Origin of the sequence: Caryophanon tenue, from assembly GCF_001700315.1 — a bacterium.
Classification (GTDB): domain Bacteria; phylum Bacillota; class Bacilli; order Bacillales_A; family Planococcaceae; genus Caryophanon; species Caryophanon tenue.
Window position 1 is genome coordinate 55,418 of record NZ_MASJ01000007.1, and the last position, 15,298, is coordinate 70,715.

At 41.8% G+C, this 15,298-nt stretch carries 13 protein-coding genes and 1 riboswitch; of the genes, 2 read left to right on the forward strand and 11 right to left on the reverse strand.

Annotated elements, in window-relative coordinates; translation table 11 throughout:
- Window positions 1-67: 67 nt before the first annotated feature.
- Window positions 68-625 carry an energy-coupled thiamine transporter ThiT gene (gene thiT / locus A6M13_RS06675; protein WP_066544142.1) on the reverse strand — a complete coding sequence of 186 codons (558 nt, stop codon included), beginning with the start codon at window positions 623-625 and terminating at the stop codon, window positions 68-70.
- A 153-nt stretch (window positions 626-778) separates the two neighbouring features.
- Window positions 779-887, reverse strand: a riboswitch (TPP riboswitch).
- A gap of 99 nt (window positions 888-986) precedes the next feature.
- On the opposite strand from thiT, the gene A6M13_RS06680 reads away from it, so the two are divergent.
- Window positions 987-1,307 carry a magnetosome magnetite crystal formation protein family gene (locus tag A6M13_RS06680; protein ID WP_066544144.1) on the forward strand — a complete coding sequence of 107 codons (321 nt, stop codon included), beginning with the start codon at window positions 987-989 and terminating at the stop codon, window positions 1,305-1,307.
- A gap of 735 nt (window positions 1,308-2,042) precedes the next feature.
- On the opposite strand, the gene A6M13_RS06685 is transcribed toward A6M13_RS06680, so the two are convergent.
- The 7 genes from A6M13_RS06685 to A6M13_RS06715 form a co-directional block, all read right to left on the reverse strand.
- Window positions 2,043-5,123 carry an AAA family ATPase gene (locus A6M13_RS06685; RefSeq protein WP_066544146.1) on the reverse strand — a complete coding sequence of 1,027 codons (3,081 nt, stop codon included), beginning with the start codon at window positions 5,121-5,123 and terminating at the stop codon, window positions 2,043-2,045.
- Between the two features lie 2 nt (window positions 5,124-5,125).
- On the reverse strand, window positions 5,126-6,274 hold the full coding sequence (locus A6M13_RS06690) for an exonuclease SbcCD subunit D (protein WP_066544149.1): 1,149 nt from the start codon (window positions 6,272-6,274) through the stop codon (window positions 5,126-5,128).
- 97 nt (window positions 6,275-6,371) lie between these two features.
- Entirely contained in the window at window positions 6,372-7,262 is an 891-nt protein-coding gene (locus A6M13_RS06695; protein ID WP_066544152.1) for an SGNH/GDSL hydrolase family protein, read from the reverse strand.
- A 15-nt stretch (window positions 7,263-7,277) separates the two neighbouring features.
- The gene (locus A6M13_RS06700) at window positions 7,278-8,507 is read right to left on the reverse strand and encodes an aminopeptidase (protein ID WP_066544154.1); all 1,230 of its coding nucleotides are present in this window, start codon (window positions 8,505-8,507) and stop codon (window positions 7,278-7,280) included.
- Window positions 8,504-9,715: a DEAD/DEAH box helicase gene (locus tag A6M13_RS06705; protein WP_066544156.1), complete on the reverse strand. Its 1,212-nt coding sequence runs from the start codon at window positions 9,713-9,715 to the stop codon at window positions 8,504-8,506. Before A6M13_RS06705 ends, A6M13_RS06700 begins: the two co-directional genes overlap by 4 nt.
- Window positions 9,716-9,843: 128 nt before the next feature.
- Window positions 9,844-10,764, reverse strand: coding sequence for a C39 family peptidase (locus A6M13_RS06710; RefSeq protein ID WP_066544160.1), 921 nt, complete (start codon window positions 10,762-10,764; stop codon window positions 9,844-9,846).
- Window positions 10,765-10,909: 145 nt separating this feature from the next.
- The gene (locus tag A6M13_RS06715) at window positions 10,910-12,049 is read right to left on the reverse strand and encodes an acyl-CoA dehydrogenase family protein (RefSeq protein ID WP_066544162.1); all 1,140 of its coding nucleotides are present in this window, start codon (window positions 12,047-12,049) and stop codon (window positions 10,910-10,912) included.
- A 172-nt stretch (window positions 12,050-12,221) separates the two neighbouring features.
- Between A6M13_RS06715 and A6M13_RS06720 the strand changes: the two genes are divergently transcribed.
- The gene (locus tag A6M13_RS06720; RefSeq protein ID WP_066544171.1) at window positions 12,222-12,803 is read left to right on the forward strand and encodes a metallophosphoesterase family protein; all 582 of its coding nucleotides are present in this window, start codon (window positions 12,222-12,224) and stop codon (window positions 12,801-12,803) included.
- 39 nt (window positions 12,804-12,842) lie between these two features.
- Here the strand turns inward: A6M13_RS06720 and A6M13_RS06725 are convergent, their stop codons facing one another.
- Genes A6M13_RS06725 through A6M13_RS06735 form a run of 3 tightly spaced genes read right to left on the reverse strand, consistent with a single transcriptional unit; the run spans window position 12,843 to window position 15,292 of the window.
- Window positions 12,843-14,165 (reverse strand): DUF2252 domain-containing protein, encoded by a 1,323-nt coding sequence (locus A6M13_RS06725; protein WP_066544174.1) that lies wholly within the window; start codon window positions 14,163-14,165, stop codon window positions 12,843-12,845.
- A 42-nt stretch (window positions 14,166-14,207) separates the two neighbouring features.
- The gene (locus tag A6M13_RS06730; protein ID WP_169817419.1) at window positions 14,208-14,405 is read right to left on the reverse strand and encodes a cysteine-rich CWC family protein; all 198 of its coding nucleotides are present in this window, start codon (window positions 14,403-14,405) and stop codon (window positions 14,208-14,210) included.
- Complete coding sequence (locus A6M13_RS06735) at window positions 14,405-15,292, reverse strand: radical SAM/SPASM domain-containing protein (protein WP_066544178.1); 888 nt, start codon at window positions 15,290-15,292, stop codon at window positions 14,405-14,407. The genes A6M13_RS06730 and A6M13_RS06735 overlap by 1 nt, the downstream gene beginning before the upstream one ends.
- Between the last annotated feature and the right edge of the window lie 6 nt (window positions 15,293-15,298).

The window sequence follows — 15,298 nt, forward strand, 5'->3', positions numbered from 1 at the left end:
AGTCGTATTGCATCTCTGCAAAACAAAAAGGAAATGCCTCTACCACGAGACATTTCCTGAAATGACATTATGCTTTTTGGATTAAACGTGGCGCTGCCGTAAATAAAAGTGCCGCGACAATCGCCGTTAAAATAATAGCCGGTACCATGTACGAACCATTATAAATAATCGTATACAACCACACATTTTGGTCCCCTGCATATTCCGCAAAGAATACCGCACCTGCAATTGCGTGTGCTGCGTAGCGTAAAAGCCCACCAATGGTAATACCAAGAACGATATAGAGTGCAAGCTTTTTCATATTTTTTTGTTGAATGGCCTCTAGTACAGGCTTTCGCACAATCGCGACGACACCGACAACTGTAAACGCAATGCCGTAATCAATCAACGCTTGTAGCCAATGTAAAATATACGCGCCAAACGCCATTTGTAAAACACCAACGATTAAGCCTGTCGCAAGCCCTGCTTGGAAGCCCCATCGTAGTGCCATACAAGCAATCGGCACCATCACTAAACTGATGGAACCACCTTGTGGCCATAATTTAAAAGAAATTTGGTCGAGCACTAATGCAATTGCCGCAAAAATAGCAATTTCCATTAGCATTAACAGCTTTTTGTTTTGCATATTCCTCTACTCCTTTGTCTTTTTAGACAATAGACATACTGGAGATCGCTTTGAAACCGTCTCTATTTTATTCGTGCCATAGCTCTTTTTCATTCACTCTATGAATTAGTTGAATAAAAAAAGACGCCAGGACAGAGCCTGACATCTTAACGAGTCGGTTTCTATCCACAATCCCTACGCAAGCATTAACTTACAGGTTCAAAGAGTTTGTGCAATACGTGCACAGTCTCAGCTGACTTCATCAGCACCCCTTGTGGTCTACTGTTTAATTATCCACTAGTATAGCGCACATATGCTCAAAAGAAAACTGAATCTTTTTATGAATTCTCTCGTATATATATTTAAGGAGCGTGAAAGTGACATGGAAAATGAACGTTTATTAAGTATTTTAAGCTACTCTAGTATTTTTTATTGTCCATTAATTGTGCCGCTGGTCGTTTATTTCGCTCAATCGAATGAATACGCTAAATTTCATGCAAAACGTGCTGCAGTAGGTCAAACACTCGTCATCGGAAGTGGTCTTTTATCATTCTTGGCTTTTTTCATGATTGTCTTCTTCGCGAGTGAAATGACGGAGACATTTGCTTCTGTCTTAATGGTTTCCGCATTCGGCATATTTAGCATTGTCGCACTAGCAGTTTCTGTTTGGAGCATTATTATGACGATTCGCGTTGTACGCTAATGTTTAAAATTGTCAGGCTATAGGTATATATCATAATAAAAGAATTGTTTTTAAAGGAGCGTATTACAGATGAAATTAAACGTAAAAAAGATTATGAATCTAGCAGTAAAATATGGCCCAGTGCTATATCCTGTTATTAAAAAAGTGTTAGATAATAAAAAGAAAAATCCAACAACACGACGTTAAAAGTGTCCGAGCCAACACCCAATTTTTCATACAAATTAGTTCATTGAGATGTGAAAGTTTTGTTGGTGTGTGACGAAATATTGTAGGAACATGAGCGTTTAAAAGAAGCACCAAAAACAGAAAGAGTATGAGACAAAAAGAAATATCCTTCAGCCATTGTCGTTGCTGAAGGATATTTTTCTACTTTTGGTGCTACTCCACATAGCGGACGCGTTTCGCAGGCATGGCTTGAGCCTGTAGTCTCAAGCGCATGCTTTTCCTGCTGAAGTCGCCGCTTGTGTCGGGACGCACCCGCAAATTCTTATCATCTCAATACACTTATTTTCATCAGAAATAGCGTTCTGTCCCAGCCTCTTTTGATAATGGCGACATTCATTTTAACGCTTTCGGTAAGAGTCGCCATTTTCACTCCCTCCGCCAACATATTATTTTGCCAAAAATAGAAGTTAGCAGAACACTCAACATTAAATCTAGACGAATGAAACCATCTCTATATTTTCAACATTTACGATATGTGCCGCGCTCCTTTATTTTTGCTCAATTGCTGTTTTATTTAACGATAAATGAGGTTGTACTAAAGCCTTCTTTTGATTTCGTTACCTGCAGAACGGCTGGCATCGCCGCTTTTAGCTCATTGACGTGTGAAATGATGCCAATCATGCGCCCTGATTTTTGCAAATCAACGAGCGTATCAACAGCTTTCGTTAATGTTTCCTCGTCCAATGAACCAAAGCCTTCATCAATAAACATCGTCTCAATTTGAATATTGCCTTGGAAGCTTTGAATAACATCCGCCATACCAAGTGCAAGGGCAAGGGACGCATTGAATTTCTCGCCACCGGATAATGTTTTGACATCACGCATTAAGCCGGTATACGCATCATACACATCTAAGCTTAAACCACTTTGCTTCCCGCCACCTTCTAAACGGTCTGAACACTGTAGTGTAAACTGTCCATTTGATAAATAACGTAGGCGAATATTTGCCGCTTCGGTAATTTGCTCTAAGAAACCAATTTGTACGTATCGCTCAAAGGAAATCTTCTTCGGATTTTTACCACGCAGTACATCATATAAAGTCGTTAGCTCATTTTCTTGCTGTAGTAACGCATCTACCTCTTTTGATGACGCTGCAATATCCGTATAACAGCGTGCACTAAACGTCGCATATTGTGTGAGTTGATGATGCGTTGCTTGCGCTTGCTGAACCAGTGCCGTCACCTGTTGTAGCTGTTGCTCTAACTGTTCAAGTGCAATACGCTGTTTGCCACTAAACTGTGCTTCCCCATTTTCTACAATAGCTTTTGTTCGCTTATAAGCATCCTCGTACGTCGCTAGTTGCTCACGCATTGCTTCACGCTCACTATCACTGCGCTTCGCTTCTTTGTAGTGTGCTTCATCACTAAATTGCAATGCCGCTAATGCCTCATCGAATCGTGTCGTCGCCTGCTCAAATCGTACACTTTCTTTTTGAAGTGCCTCTTCACTAAACTTCAGGCGATTTTCGATTGCCTCATACTGCCTTTGTGCGTGTTGATACTGTGCTTCCGCTTGTTCAAAACGTTTTGTTGCTTGCTGAAGCTGTTGTTGCAACTGCGTTATTTGTTCACGCAGTGCTTCCTCTGACGCAAATTGCTGTGGCAAACGAGCTGTCACTTCACGCAAGCTTTCGGTGTCGACTTGAACCTTCATTTGTAGCTGTTGCAACACTGCTACTTGCGCACGTTCATTTTCAAGCTCCTGTGTCAGCTTTAGCTTGCCATTATCTAATTGCTTGAGCAATTTTTGACTTTGCTGCTGCGCTTGTTGCGCTATATCCACACGTTGTCGCTGTGCTTCAAGTTGGGCTGCAATATGTGGATAATCGGCTTCGGTCATCGCTAGTTCTTCACAACGCTTCATATACTCATCTCGTAGCTGCGCTGCCTGTGTATGTATCGCTTTACATTCACTATATATACGTTGCTGCTCGGTCGCATTCGCTTGTAGCTTTTCGATCTCCGCTTTTGATAATACATCCGCCGCGCGCTGTGCCTTTTTAGGATGCTCAGTACTTCCACATACTGCACATGGCTTCCCGTCTTCTAATAAATCTGCAAGCTGTGCCGCTTCATTTTGTAGCCAACATTCATATTGCTGGCGATAATGTTCATCGGCTATACGGAACTTTTCATATTGCTGCTCTACCTTTTCAAACGTCGCTTGTACAATTTGTTGCTGCTGTTGTAACGCACGATAAGCATCATAACGCTTTTGTGCTTCGTAATAACTACGCTCCGCCTCACTTAAATCACTCGCTTTTTGTGCTTGTTCACGGTAATCACGCTCGACACTTTCAAGCAAAATTTTAAAATTTGTTAGACGCTCTTGGTGTTCATCATACTGCTGCTTTGCTTTTTCTTGCTCTGCCTGCAACTGCTGTAGTGCCCGATGCTTTTCATTGCGCGCTTCATATAACGGTAATAACTGCTGTAAACGGTCTAGCTGAATACGGTCGTCCTCACGCGCCGCTGTTTGTGCCTGTTGCTCTTGATAACTAGCTTGTGCTGTTGTAAATTGCTTCGACAAGCGTTTTCGTTCGGCTTCCACCGTTGTAATGACTTGCTTCGCTTGCTGCATTTCCTGCATTGCTACAGTGCGTTGTTGCTCATAGACGTGTACTTCTTTTGCACGCAACGCTGCCTCCAGCTGCTGCTGCACAGCACGCATGGTTTGCTGTTGTGCCTCAAGCGCTGTCAACTGCGTGAATGTTTGCTCATAATGCGATAACTGGTCATTAAATTGCTTCGCTTGCCCAAGCTGTTCATAGAGCGCGCTTTGCTGGTGTTCATATTGCTTTAACGTCGCTTCATGCAGTGGCAATTGCTCCGTATAATACGTTTCTTCAGCCTTTAACGCTTCTAGCACTTGATACACATTATGATTTTCCTGTGCCAGTACCGTAAATAATTCACTCTCTCGCTGCGGTAAATTCGCACGTAGTTGCTGAACTTGCGCCTCATATGTCGCGCGTGCCTTTGCAGTTTCTTTTTGCATCACTAGACGTTTAGCATCTAATTTTTTTACGAGTTGGTCATATGGTTCTGTTTTAAAAATTTTACGTAAAATCTCTTCTTTTTCTTTAGAATCCGACGTTAATAATTTACGAAACTCTCCCTGTGGCAACATCACGATTTGTTTAAACTGCTGCTGTGTTAAACCAAGTAACTCCTCTAAACGCTTATTAATATCGGATACTTTTTGGCGGTCAACCGCTGGTGTTTCCGTGCCATCTGCATGCACTTCAAAAAATTCAAAGCGTTCACCGGTCGCCGTTTTATTGCCTTTTTTCACATGCCCTTGTTGACGTAAAATGCGGTATGTTTTTCCGCGCAGTTCAAATAAGAGCTCTACAGCTGTATAATCTTTGTCATCTGCAAAATCACTACGCATCGTCTTTGTATCTTTCCGATCTTCACCACTACCACTGCCAAATAATGCATAGCTAATGCCATCAAAAATCGTTGTTTTCCCTGCACCTGTTTGTCCAGAAATGGCAAATAATCGATGAGCGCCAAGCTGTCTAAAATCAATAACCTCTTTTTCTTTATATGGACCGAATGCTGTTAATGTTAATTGGATTGGTTTCATGATTACACCTCACGCTCCGCTACTAATGTTTCCTGTAGCATGTCATCAAAAATCATTTGAATCGCTGGGCTGGCTGGCTGTCCCGTCATCTCTTCGATAAAGCTACTAAACAATTGTGACGTCGACATTTGCTGACGTTCACTACGCGTTGCTACTTGTTCATTTGCTACTGTCACCACACGCTCTACATGCATGGCATTTGGATAAACGGAACGCACTTGTTCCATCGGTGATTGCACCACTTGTTCATCTAATAGACGGACAAATACATAATCTTCGCTACGTGCATGTTGTAAAATTTCGTCTATATAACCACTCACTGTGCGCATATCACGACGCGGCGCAAGCAGTACTTTATCAATTTGAACAGTTCCTTTTTCGCGTAAGGTCACATGTAAATAACCTTTTTTATGATGCTCTTCTGAAATCGAATATTTCAGCGGCGACCCTGCATATTGAATCGTTTCTCGTAGTACGTGATGTGCCTGATGTAAATGTCCGAGTGCCACATAATCGAATGCCTCAAATAGTGTTGCTTCGACACAATCCGAGCCGCCAACCGATAATGCGCGCTCCGAATCACTCGTATTGTCTTGCTCCTCACCATGTTTGGTAACAAAAGCATGCGCGACTAACACATTGCGCGCATGTGGCTGTAATACTTCGTTGTAGTGCTGCATAATGCGTGACATTGCGGTTTGCTCCGATACAACCGCATCCTCTTTGAAATAATGCTTCACTTGTGCTGGGTCTACATATGGCAGTAAATACACATGTACTTCTCCGTATTCATCGTGAAATACTGTCGGCTCAAACGCACTTTGAAGTTCACCAACAAGATGCACACCCGCTTTCTTCATTAGCTTATTGCCAAAATGAATACGCGCTGGGCTATCATGGTTGCCAGCAATCGCTAAAACTGGTGTTTTGTTAGTCATCGCAATTTCTTCAAGTAATGTATGTAAAAGCGTTACGGCTTCAACTGGTGGTAACGCACGGTCATATAAATCTCCTGCAATAATGACAGCATCTGGCTGTTGCTGTTCAATATGAGCAATGAGCTGGCGTAGTACAAATGCTTGATCTTCCGTCATATGCACGCCTTGCACTAGCTTACCTAAATGCCAATCAGCTGTATGAAATAACTTCATCCGTACCCCTCCTTTTTTCTTTATTTTACCATGCTTTTTTATTTCCTTATGAAAAAGAGCCATGTAAAAGGTTTCCCTTTCACGTGGCTCTTTTGCGTTAACGTGCGACCGCATATAAACGCTGCAATGCATAATAACCATGTGGCATCGCGTAACGCTCTACCGTTGCTTGCTGCTGTGCAATCGGTTCACTTTGCTGTTCAACTCGCTCCGTTAATTGTGTAAGTACTTCCTCAAACGTTAACGGATTCGGTTGGGGCAATTCTTCGCTACGTAACTCCGGTGCACCGTACGCGCGTAAAAAAGCATTCGCCATGACACGATAACCTTCAAAGTTTGGATGTACATCTGCAGCATTTGGTAAATACGTTACTGCCTGCTTATTAAAGCTTGTTGCGACATCAACAAATATTGCATCGTTTGCAGCCGCTACTTGCTGTAAAATCGCATTTAATATATCTTGTTGGCGCATTAACCCTTCCTTCTGTACATCATGCACATAAGGATACGGGAAATAATAGCCCATCACATATATTGTCGCTTGCGGTGCGCGCGTTGCAAGCTCATCCAAAATAAGCTGCATATTTTTCCGCACTTCATTTAACGCAAAGTCCGCAGCTAATTGGTCAAAGCGCACTTCACCCGTCGCGGCATCTGTTGACACAAGCCCGAGTAAATCATTTGCACCAGCTGAAATCGTAATAAGTGTCGCCTTTTGTAAATCTGGCTGTGCCAGTGGCTCTTGAACACGTTCAAGCACTTGCGCTGTTGTAAAACCAGAAAACGCTAATTGTTTCGTAAAATGTGTAAGCTGTCGTTGTGATGCAAGACGTTGTGCAATGAAATCTGCGTAGCCTGCATCAATCATACGGTTTGGCGTTTGCCCTGCCGCTAAGGAGTCACCTAATGCAACATAGTATTGCTGTGCCGATGTTGCTGGCACCATACATAACCAGCATCCTAGTATCATAATGCACAATCGTCTCATCTCATCACCCCTTTATTAAAATGCCCACTCACCGCTACGGAAAATTGGTTCAACTGTGCCGTCGTAAAGCTCGCCATCAATATCCATTTCTCCTGAGCCAATCATAAAGTCTTCATGTGTAATCGATGTATTAATACCCTTTTCTTCCATTTGTGCTTCCGTTAAGTCACGACCACCCTCATAGTTCGTTGGGTAAGCGGCACCAATCGCTAAATGGTTTGATGCATTTTCATCGAATAATGTGTTGTAGTATAAAATATTGGAAGATGAAATTGGTGATTTGTGTGGCACTAATGCAACCTCACCTAAATAGCTTGAGCCTTCATCGTTTTGAATTAATTGCTGTAATAAATCGTTGCCGACTTTCGCTTCTGCTTTGACAATTTTACCGCCCTCAAACCATAGCGTAAAGCCATCAATAATATTCCCTTGGTACACAAGCGGCTTCGTGTTACTTACATAGCCGTCCACACCATATTTCGCCGGCATTGTGTATACTTCTTCCGTTGGCATATTAGCAATAAACGTTGTATCTTGCGGTGTTTTACTGCTACCTGAAGCCCATACATGCTTGTCTGGCAATTCAATTGTTAGCGCTGTACCTGGCGCTTTATAATGTAGCTTTTTAAAGCGCTTATCATTTAACTGCTGTGCACGACTTTCTAAGTTCGCCACATGCTCGCGCCATTTCGCAACGGCATCTCCTTCACCGATACGCACCGTATGGAAGATCGCTTCCCACATTGCGCCCATTTGCTCGTCTTCTGGTAAATGCGCAAACACTTTTGCTGCCCATTTTTCAGATGGTACGGCAATAATTGACCAAGCAATTTGGTCTGTCATCACTGCTTTGCGATAATTAGCAAGCGCTTCGCCACCAACTTTTTGCTGTGTGGCAATACGCTCTACTGGAATGCCTGCTAATAAATCTGGGTCTTGTGCATCAATCCACAGTAGTGCGCCCTCTTCTTCGATTAACTCATCACGCTGCGCCACAATCCATTTCGGATATTTCGCCATCTCTTCTTCGCTACCGCCTTCATAAAAAGCACGTGCGATAAAATCATCTGTTAACTGAACATGTACGCGACCTGCGCCTGCTTTATACGCTGCATCCACGACTAAACGTGTAAATGGTAATGTCTCAACAGACGTGTTAATTAATAAATATTGCCCTGGCTGAATGTTTACGCCTACCTTTACAGCAAGCTCAGCAAATGCCGCTAATTTTTCATTAAATGTCATCCGCGTTTCCCACCTTTATTTGATTTTGGTGTATATTTTTTCACAGCCGGCTTCGCTGCTTTTGGCGCTGTATTTGTCGCTACTGTTTTTGAATTTCCTTCTACTAACGCACCGTCATGCCAAATTTTTTGAATTGGCTTTTTCGGTAAATCACGCGTTAATTTTTTGAAGTCTTTTTCGTCACGGTATGATAAGAACGCAATTACTTCCCCATCTGCACCAGCACGACCTGTACGTCCTGAACGGTGTAAATATTGCTCTACTGTGCGCGGTACATCTACATGAATTACATGTGTTAACCCATCAATATCTAATCCACGTGCTGCGATATCTGTCGCGATTAAAATTTTCGCTTCGCCGTTACGGAATGCTTGTAATGTTTTTTGGCGCTCTTCTTTTTTCATTTCAGAATGTAACGTCACAACTTTTGCGTCACGGAACTTTAATTTATTTTCTTTCATAATAACTTGGTCAATATTGTTCACAAACGCTAATGCATGTAAGCCTTCTTGATACGATAAACGACGTAATAAATCCGTTTTATCACGCTCATCGACTTTCACAAATGAATGCGTCACTTTGCCTGAAGCTGGCATATCTTCTGGACGAACAATAATACGCTTCGGCTCGAACATTAAACGCTCTGCTACTAATTCAATTTCCTCTGTTACCGTTGCTGATACGATAACAACTTGACGACCAAACGCTGCACCATCAATAAATGATTTTACAACAACGCGATATTCGCGGCTTAATAATTGGTCGCACTCATCTAATACAACTGTTTCAACTTCTTTTAACTTCAGTTTACCAGCACGTGCTAGCTCGTTTAAGCGACCTGGTGTCCCGACAACAATCGTTGGCTTTTTCTTTAACTTTTCGATTTGGCGCGCTGAGTTTGCGCCACCAATTAGTTGCTGTACCGTAATATCGGTACCCTCTGTCCATTCACGAATAACGTTAACAATTTGCATTGCTAGCTCTTGTGATGGTGCAACGATTAATGCTTGCGTTTGTTTTTTCTTGCCGTCTACCTTGTTTAAAATCGGTAAAACGAACGCTAATGTTTTCCCTGAGCCTGTTGGCGATTGCGCAACGATATCTGCTCCATCTAACATAGCAGGAATCATTTCTTCTTGGATTTTCATTGGCTCGTTAAACGTCCATTTTGCTTGTAAGTTTTCATTTAATAATTGTACTACTGACATTGTGTTCCACCTTCTATTCTAGCCAATTTATTTGGCGATTGTTTCTGAATCTGAAAAAAAGGAGGCTCATATAAATATGACCTCCTCATCCATCATTTTATCAACTTGTAGTATAGCATGTTTTGACTTTATTTTCGAATGACAACTGCTTGTGCACCACTTGCTTGAAACATTTCTAAAAAACGATTCGTGTCGTATTTTTTAATACCTTCACGCGACTGTAGCACTTGTATTTTCCCTGCGTTTTCTCCGATAATTACAACCGTTTCTAAGTTTGTTATCGGCGTATATGTTTCTTCTGTATTTCGTATTTGCCATGGTTTCCCTTGCTGTACATCGGCGACATCTTTTGTTACCCATGCAATAATCGGCACACCACTACGAATAATCGTCATAATTTCCTCATTCGGCAGATTTGATGCATTGTAAACAGAAAAAGCCGCTTCATATTTCTTCAACAGTTGAACAGCTGTAGCCGCTACTGGTTGCGCCAATACGTAACCGTTTTCTGTATACGCATCTCCGGCAAATTGTTCGTTTGGATGTGGTCCTTGCACATGCCCATCTACCACCGTAAAGTCCGTACGCGGCATCGCTTCATAAATTTCTTTCATCGTCGCCGGCACATCATAATAACGCAATACTGATGTTAGTGACACAATCGCACTGCCTGACTTCATACTGTCTGGTGCAATCATTGCTGGTACGGCTAAACCTTGTGTATTGTAAGCATAGTGTGTTTCAAACACAATATACGTCATCTCTTTTGTATACGTAAAACGCTGTGGATGTGACAATACCGCTTCATGTAACGAGGCATTACTAATCATATACGGATGATTATGCTTTAAATCAGTAAACGTCACGCGTCCTTCTTCATCAGCGCGCTTCGTTTCGATTACTTCTTCTGTTTCGCCGTCTAGTAACGCGATGTCAACATCTTCGACTACTGCACCACTACTAAATTCTACGCTCAACACTTCTAGTTGTCGCTCTGCGCAACCACTTACTATTAAAGAAAGCAGCACGACAAACAGAACTTTTTTCATACTGCGTCTCCCCTATACAATCATTTGCTCTTATTATACGCTAGTTTATTGCGCGACCATACATGCTGATGGCTTTAATCTGTCCATATCCCTTTACAAAAAACAACATCTACTCAGACCAATGTCGTGAATAGATGCCGTTTTTTTACGATATTAATAATTGTTTGGCGATAATGGTCTTCATCACTTCATTAGAGCCTGCATAAATCGCCGCAACCGGGATATCTCTAAAGCGACGCGCAATTTCATACTCTTCCATATAACCGTATCCACCATGAAGTTGCATACATTGACTAGATACGCGTTTAGCTAGTTCACTAATCCACCATTTTGCCATCGACACTTCCTTCACAATATCTTCACCTGCTACATGTCGCGCTGTTAATGAATCAACATACGTGCGCCCTAAATCTATTTCCGTTGCCATTTCTGCTAGCTTAAATTGTGTGTTTTGGAAATCGCTAATCATTTTGCCGAATGCTTGGCGCGTTTTGACATAGTCAATCGTTAATTCTAAGCAGCGCTCTGCTTCAATCTGCGTTTCAACAGCTACGACTAAACGTTCTTGCTGTAGCTTTTCCATTAAGTAATAAAAACCTTTGCCTTCTTCGCCTAATAAATTTTCAGCGGGTACTTGTGCATCTTCAAAAATAAGCTCGCCTGTATCTGAGCAATGCATTCCGACCTTCTCCAGTTTTTTCCCACGCTTAAAGCCAGGCGTTCCCGTATCGACAAGTAACAAGCTAATCCCTTTATATGCAGGTGTCACTTGCGTATCCGTTTTACATACCACAATAACGTAATCTGCCTCTATACCATTTGTAATAAATGTTTTTTCACCATTTAAAATATACATATCGCCTTCCCGACGTGCGGTTGTACGAATGCCAGCCAAATCCGACCCTGCGCCTGGCTCTGTCATCGCAATCGCTGAAATCCACTCACCACTTACACTTTTCGGTAAGTACTTTTCCTTTTGTGCCTCGTTTCCGTACGCTGAAATATACGGTGTGACAATATCTGAATGAAGCGCAATGCCTGCTGCTACACCTGCGCCGACACGCTCTAATTCCTCTGCAAGAATACGGGAATATGTAAAGTCGAGTGCTAAACCACCGTATGCTTCCTCTACCATCGGACATAAAAATCCATTTTCTCCAAGCTTGCGCCAAAATGAGCGCGGTACTAAACGCTGCTCTTCCCACACATCAAAATGTGGATACGCCTCTTGCTCTAACATTTTCCGTAATGCATTGCGAAACATTTTATGCTCCTCTGTCCACATTGTGTAACACCCCTTTAATATTTATTGTTTATACTATTCGGCGAAAACAAAAATATTCCTTCTTAAAGAACAAAAAACACGCATTTTCAAGCATTTTATTTTCTATTTACGCATTTCCTAATGAGATGGTATGATGTCATTACATTATTTCTCTATAAAGAAGGTACTCACTATGCAACTAGCCATTATTAGCGATCTTCACTCGAATACAAAAGCATTAAAAGCTGTATTAAAACATATCGAAGACGTTGCACCACAAGCACCGATTATTTGCTTAGGCGACTTATTTGAATGTACTGTTAGTAAAAAGAAGGCACAGCACTTACGAAATATGTCGCTAGAACATGCAGCGATTACATCAGAAAAATTCCAAAAGCTATTGCGCTTCTTAACCATTCGCGGCAACCAAGAAGAGCGTATTGCGAAAGTAACGGGGCTCGAAAAGTTTGAGCACTATCCCGAAACCATTACAATAGATGACCTTCTATTTATTCACGGTCATCAATTCGAATGGAGTGTCGACTGGACACCAACATTTCCAAATTATCCACAAAGAATTATCTTTTTCGGTCATTCGCACCAAGCTGCCTATTATGTGGATAACTTACGCATCCTTGCGAAACCGAATGCTGTGTTATACACAGAACATGTCACACAATCGTTTATTAACGTCGGTTCAGTTGTCGACCATCTTGAATGGGCACTATACGATACCGTCGCCAAAACGGTGACATTTAAAAAAGTAGGCTATTAAAAAAAGAGTTTGACTAAGCGTCTGCTTAGCCAAGCTCTTTTATCGTCGCGCAACAAATTGTTGAAACAACTCGTAATCCTTCTTTACACGCTCTTTGTAACTCAAAGCGTGGACTGTTATGTAATGACTAAACGAGGCGACATCACGAATCGCTCGCAAAATTTCCTCTTCACTGCGGTATTCAACAACTTGCTGTAAAGCGACCGCTGCACGACTATGACACTTCGCTGTAATCTTCCCCATAATCGTTAATGTTTTTTCATAGTCAGTCGCGTCCTTATAATTTTTTGGTTTAACCTTCTTTTTATATGGGGAACGCTCACGAATATAAAATTCTCGTTCATTCATCGTGACATAACCTAAGTAAGGATCCTCTAAATGATGCATAATTTTCTGTGTGCGAATAACGCGGTGTCCTTGATGTGCATAGCGTGCCCAAAAGGCGTCACGGTACGGTAAAAAGTATGCCGGAATCGCCGCACGCACTTCTTTAATTTCTAGTACTAAGTCTTCACGTCCACTCGCATCTCGCTCACCTTCTACAAGCGCGTAATAACGATCTAAACCAATTGATGCTGTGCCCGTGCCGTGCTTACGTGCCAAACTTTGAATGTGATGAATTTGAATGGCTGCGCGACTTTCATCACTTAACTGTACACGGTATTCACTAATTGCTTGTTGAATCGCACTACGTTCCTCCGGTGATACTTGTTCCACCTCGTCAGACCATACAAAATTACGGTGACCGTGCTCATCGACAAATGTAATATCTGCTAATAAATGATGTTCTTTCCGCTTCTCTAGCTTCTTTAGCACCTTTTTAATCGGGCCAGTTGTATTATCTTTTGTAAAGCGCAGTGCCATTGGGTCTTCTTTATTCGCGACAAATCGTTGAAGTTGCTTCACATATGCATGAATAAATGTATCGATAAAATGTGATTGTTGTTCGACCCGATATCCTTCCGTTTCTGTATATAAGGCGATGCTCACACTCATACGGATGATATCGTATAAATACGAACCGATATACCCTTCATCAAAATCATTGATATCGTAGACAAGCTCCCCCGCTTCATTTTGAAACGCGCCGAAATTGTCCATATGTAAATCACCTTGAATCCAAGCTGGATATTCGTCAGGCGTGTGGTATAACGAAGGTATCGTCGCATGGTCGGCGTAAAATAAATACGCACTGCCTCGGAAAAAACGAAACGGACTCTCTAGCATTTTCGTATATTTTTCGTCCCGGCCCTCCGGCGATAAATTTAAAATAGCCTCATCAAACTCATGAAAAACATGTTCAAGAAATGTTGCGCGTAATTGTTCCTTTGTTTGTTGAATACGTTGTTGTGTCGGTTGCATCGTTCACCCATCCTTTCTATAACGGTACTAAAAAAGAGTTACCTAGTCATTCGGTAACTCCTTTAACAGTTCGCTATACTTCGTCAAACATCCTTCACAAATACATGCTTTATTTTTCGCATCTTCAGGGATTTGCGCTAGTACCCACTCATGAAATGTCTTCGTCATGCACCAGCAATTGGCGACATTTGGTGTATTCGCTAAGCATTGGTTGTCGGCGTCACAAAGCGGGCAGTTCACTACCAGTCCATCTCCATACCAAACTTTTGACGATAGCCACATTTACGGCAAAGCTCTTCAACTGCTTCACGACGAGAGAAACCTTCTACTAAGTTATTTGCGCGTTCACCGTCTACAATATCCCCAAATTTTTGGTCGTGAATATTTCCTAAATTAATCACGCCTTCTCCATCTAAACAACAAGGAACAACTGTGCCATCTACTAAAATAGCCGCGTGACTACGCAATGCATGACAGAAGCCTTTGCCTTTATCTTCTGGTGCAAGGAGACTCGGCCAGCGGAATTCATGATCTTGGTTTAAATAAACATTCTTGCCAATCTTCACGCCTTTGCCTGGCTCTACACGCTCTTCAATGCGGAAATCTAAATTGTATTCGTTCTCCAAAATTTCTAACGTTTCACGATTTTTACGGCGGTCCACATCGGTTTGCTCATCACGCTGTAAATTCCATAAGCGATAACTAATAATCGTGTTGTACTCGCGTGAATCACGCACAAATTCTAAAATATCTTCCAAATATTTTTCACGATTTTCTGAGCCCTCATGCCCATCAAAGCTATGCAGTGAAAAGTTTACTTGGCGCAGCGCTGGCTTACCAAGTAATTTATGACGATTTTTTTTAATCAGTGTGCCGTTCGTTGTAATATTTACTTTAAACCCACGTGCATGTGCCGCGTCTAATAACTGGTCAATTCGGTTATGCAGAAGTGGCTCTCCTTTTACATGCAAATAAATATATTTCGTATGACCGACAAGCTGGTCTAACGTTTTTTCAAACTGCTCTAGCTTAATCATTCCTTTTGTACGTAATGTCGGCGGGCAAAAGCTACAGGCTAAATTACACACACTCGTAATTTCAATATATACTTTTTTAAATGTTTTCAAATGTAT

Excerpts from the sequence above, each read along its gene's own strand:
- thiT (WP_066544142.1), bottom strand. The coding sequence starts at position 625 with ATGCAAAACAAAAAGCTGTTAATGCTAATGGAAATTGCTATTTTTGCG.
- A6M13_RS06680 (WP_066544144.1), top strand. The coding sequence starts at position 987 with ATGGAAAATGAACGTTTATTAAGTATTTTAAGCTACTCTAGTATTTTT.
- A6M13_RS06685 (WP_066544146.1), bottom strand. The coding sequence starts at position 5,123 with ATGAAACCAATCCAATTAACATTAACAGCATTCGGTCCATATAAAGAA.
- A6M13_RS06690 (WP_066544149.1), bottom strand. The coding sequence starts at position 6,274 with ATGAAGTTATTTCATACAGCTGATTGGCATTTAGGTAAGCTAGTGCAA.
- A6M13_RS06695 (WP_066544152.1), bottom strand. The coding sequence starts at position 7,262 with ATGAGACGATTGTGCATTATGATACTAGGATGCTGGTTATGTATGGTG.
- A6M13_RS06700 (WP_066544154.1), bottom strand. The coding sequence starts at position 8,507 with ATGACATTTAATGAAAAATTAGCGGCATTTGCTGAGCTTGCTGTAAAG.
- A6M13_RS06705 (WP_066544156.1), bottom strand. The coding sequence starts at position 9,715 with ATGTCAGTAGTACAATTATTAAATGAAAACTTACAAGCAAAATGGACG.
- A6M13_RS06710 (WP_066544160.1), bottom strand. The coding sequence starts at position 10,764 with ATGAAAAAAGTTCTGTTTGTCGTGCTGCTTTCTTTAATAGTAAGTGGT.
- A6M13_RS06715 (WP_066544162.1), bottom strand. The coding sequence starts at position 12,049 with ATGTGGACAGAGGAGCATAAAATGTTTCGCAATGCATTACGGAAAATG.
- A6M13_RS06720 (WP_066544171.1), top strand. The coding sequence starts at position 12,222 with ATGCAACTAGCCATTATTAGCGATCTTCACTCGAATACAAAAGCATTA.
- A6M13_RS06725 (WP_066544174.1), bottom strand. The coding sequence starts at position 14,165 with ATGCAACCGACACAACAACGTATTCAACAAACAAAGGAACAATTACGC.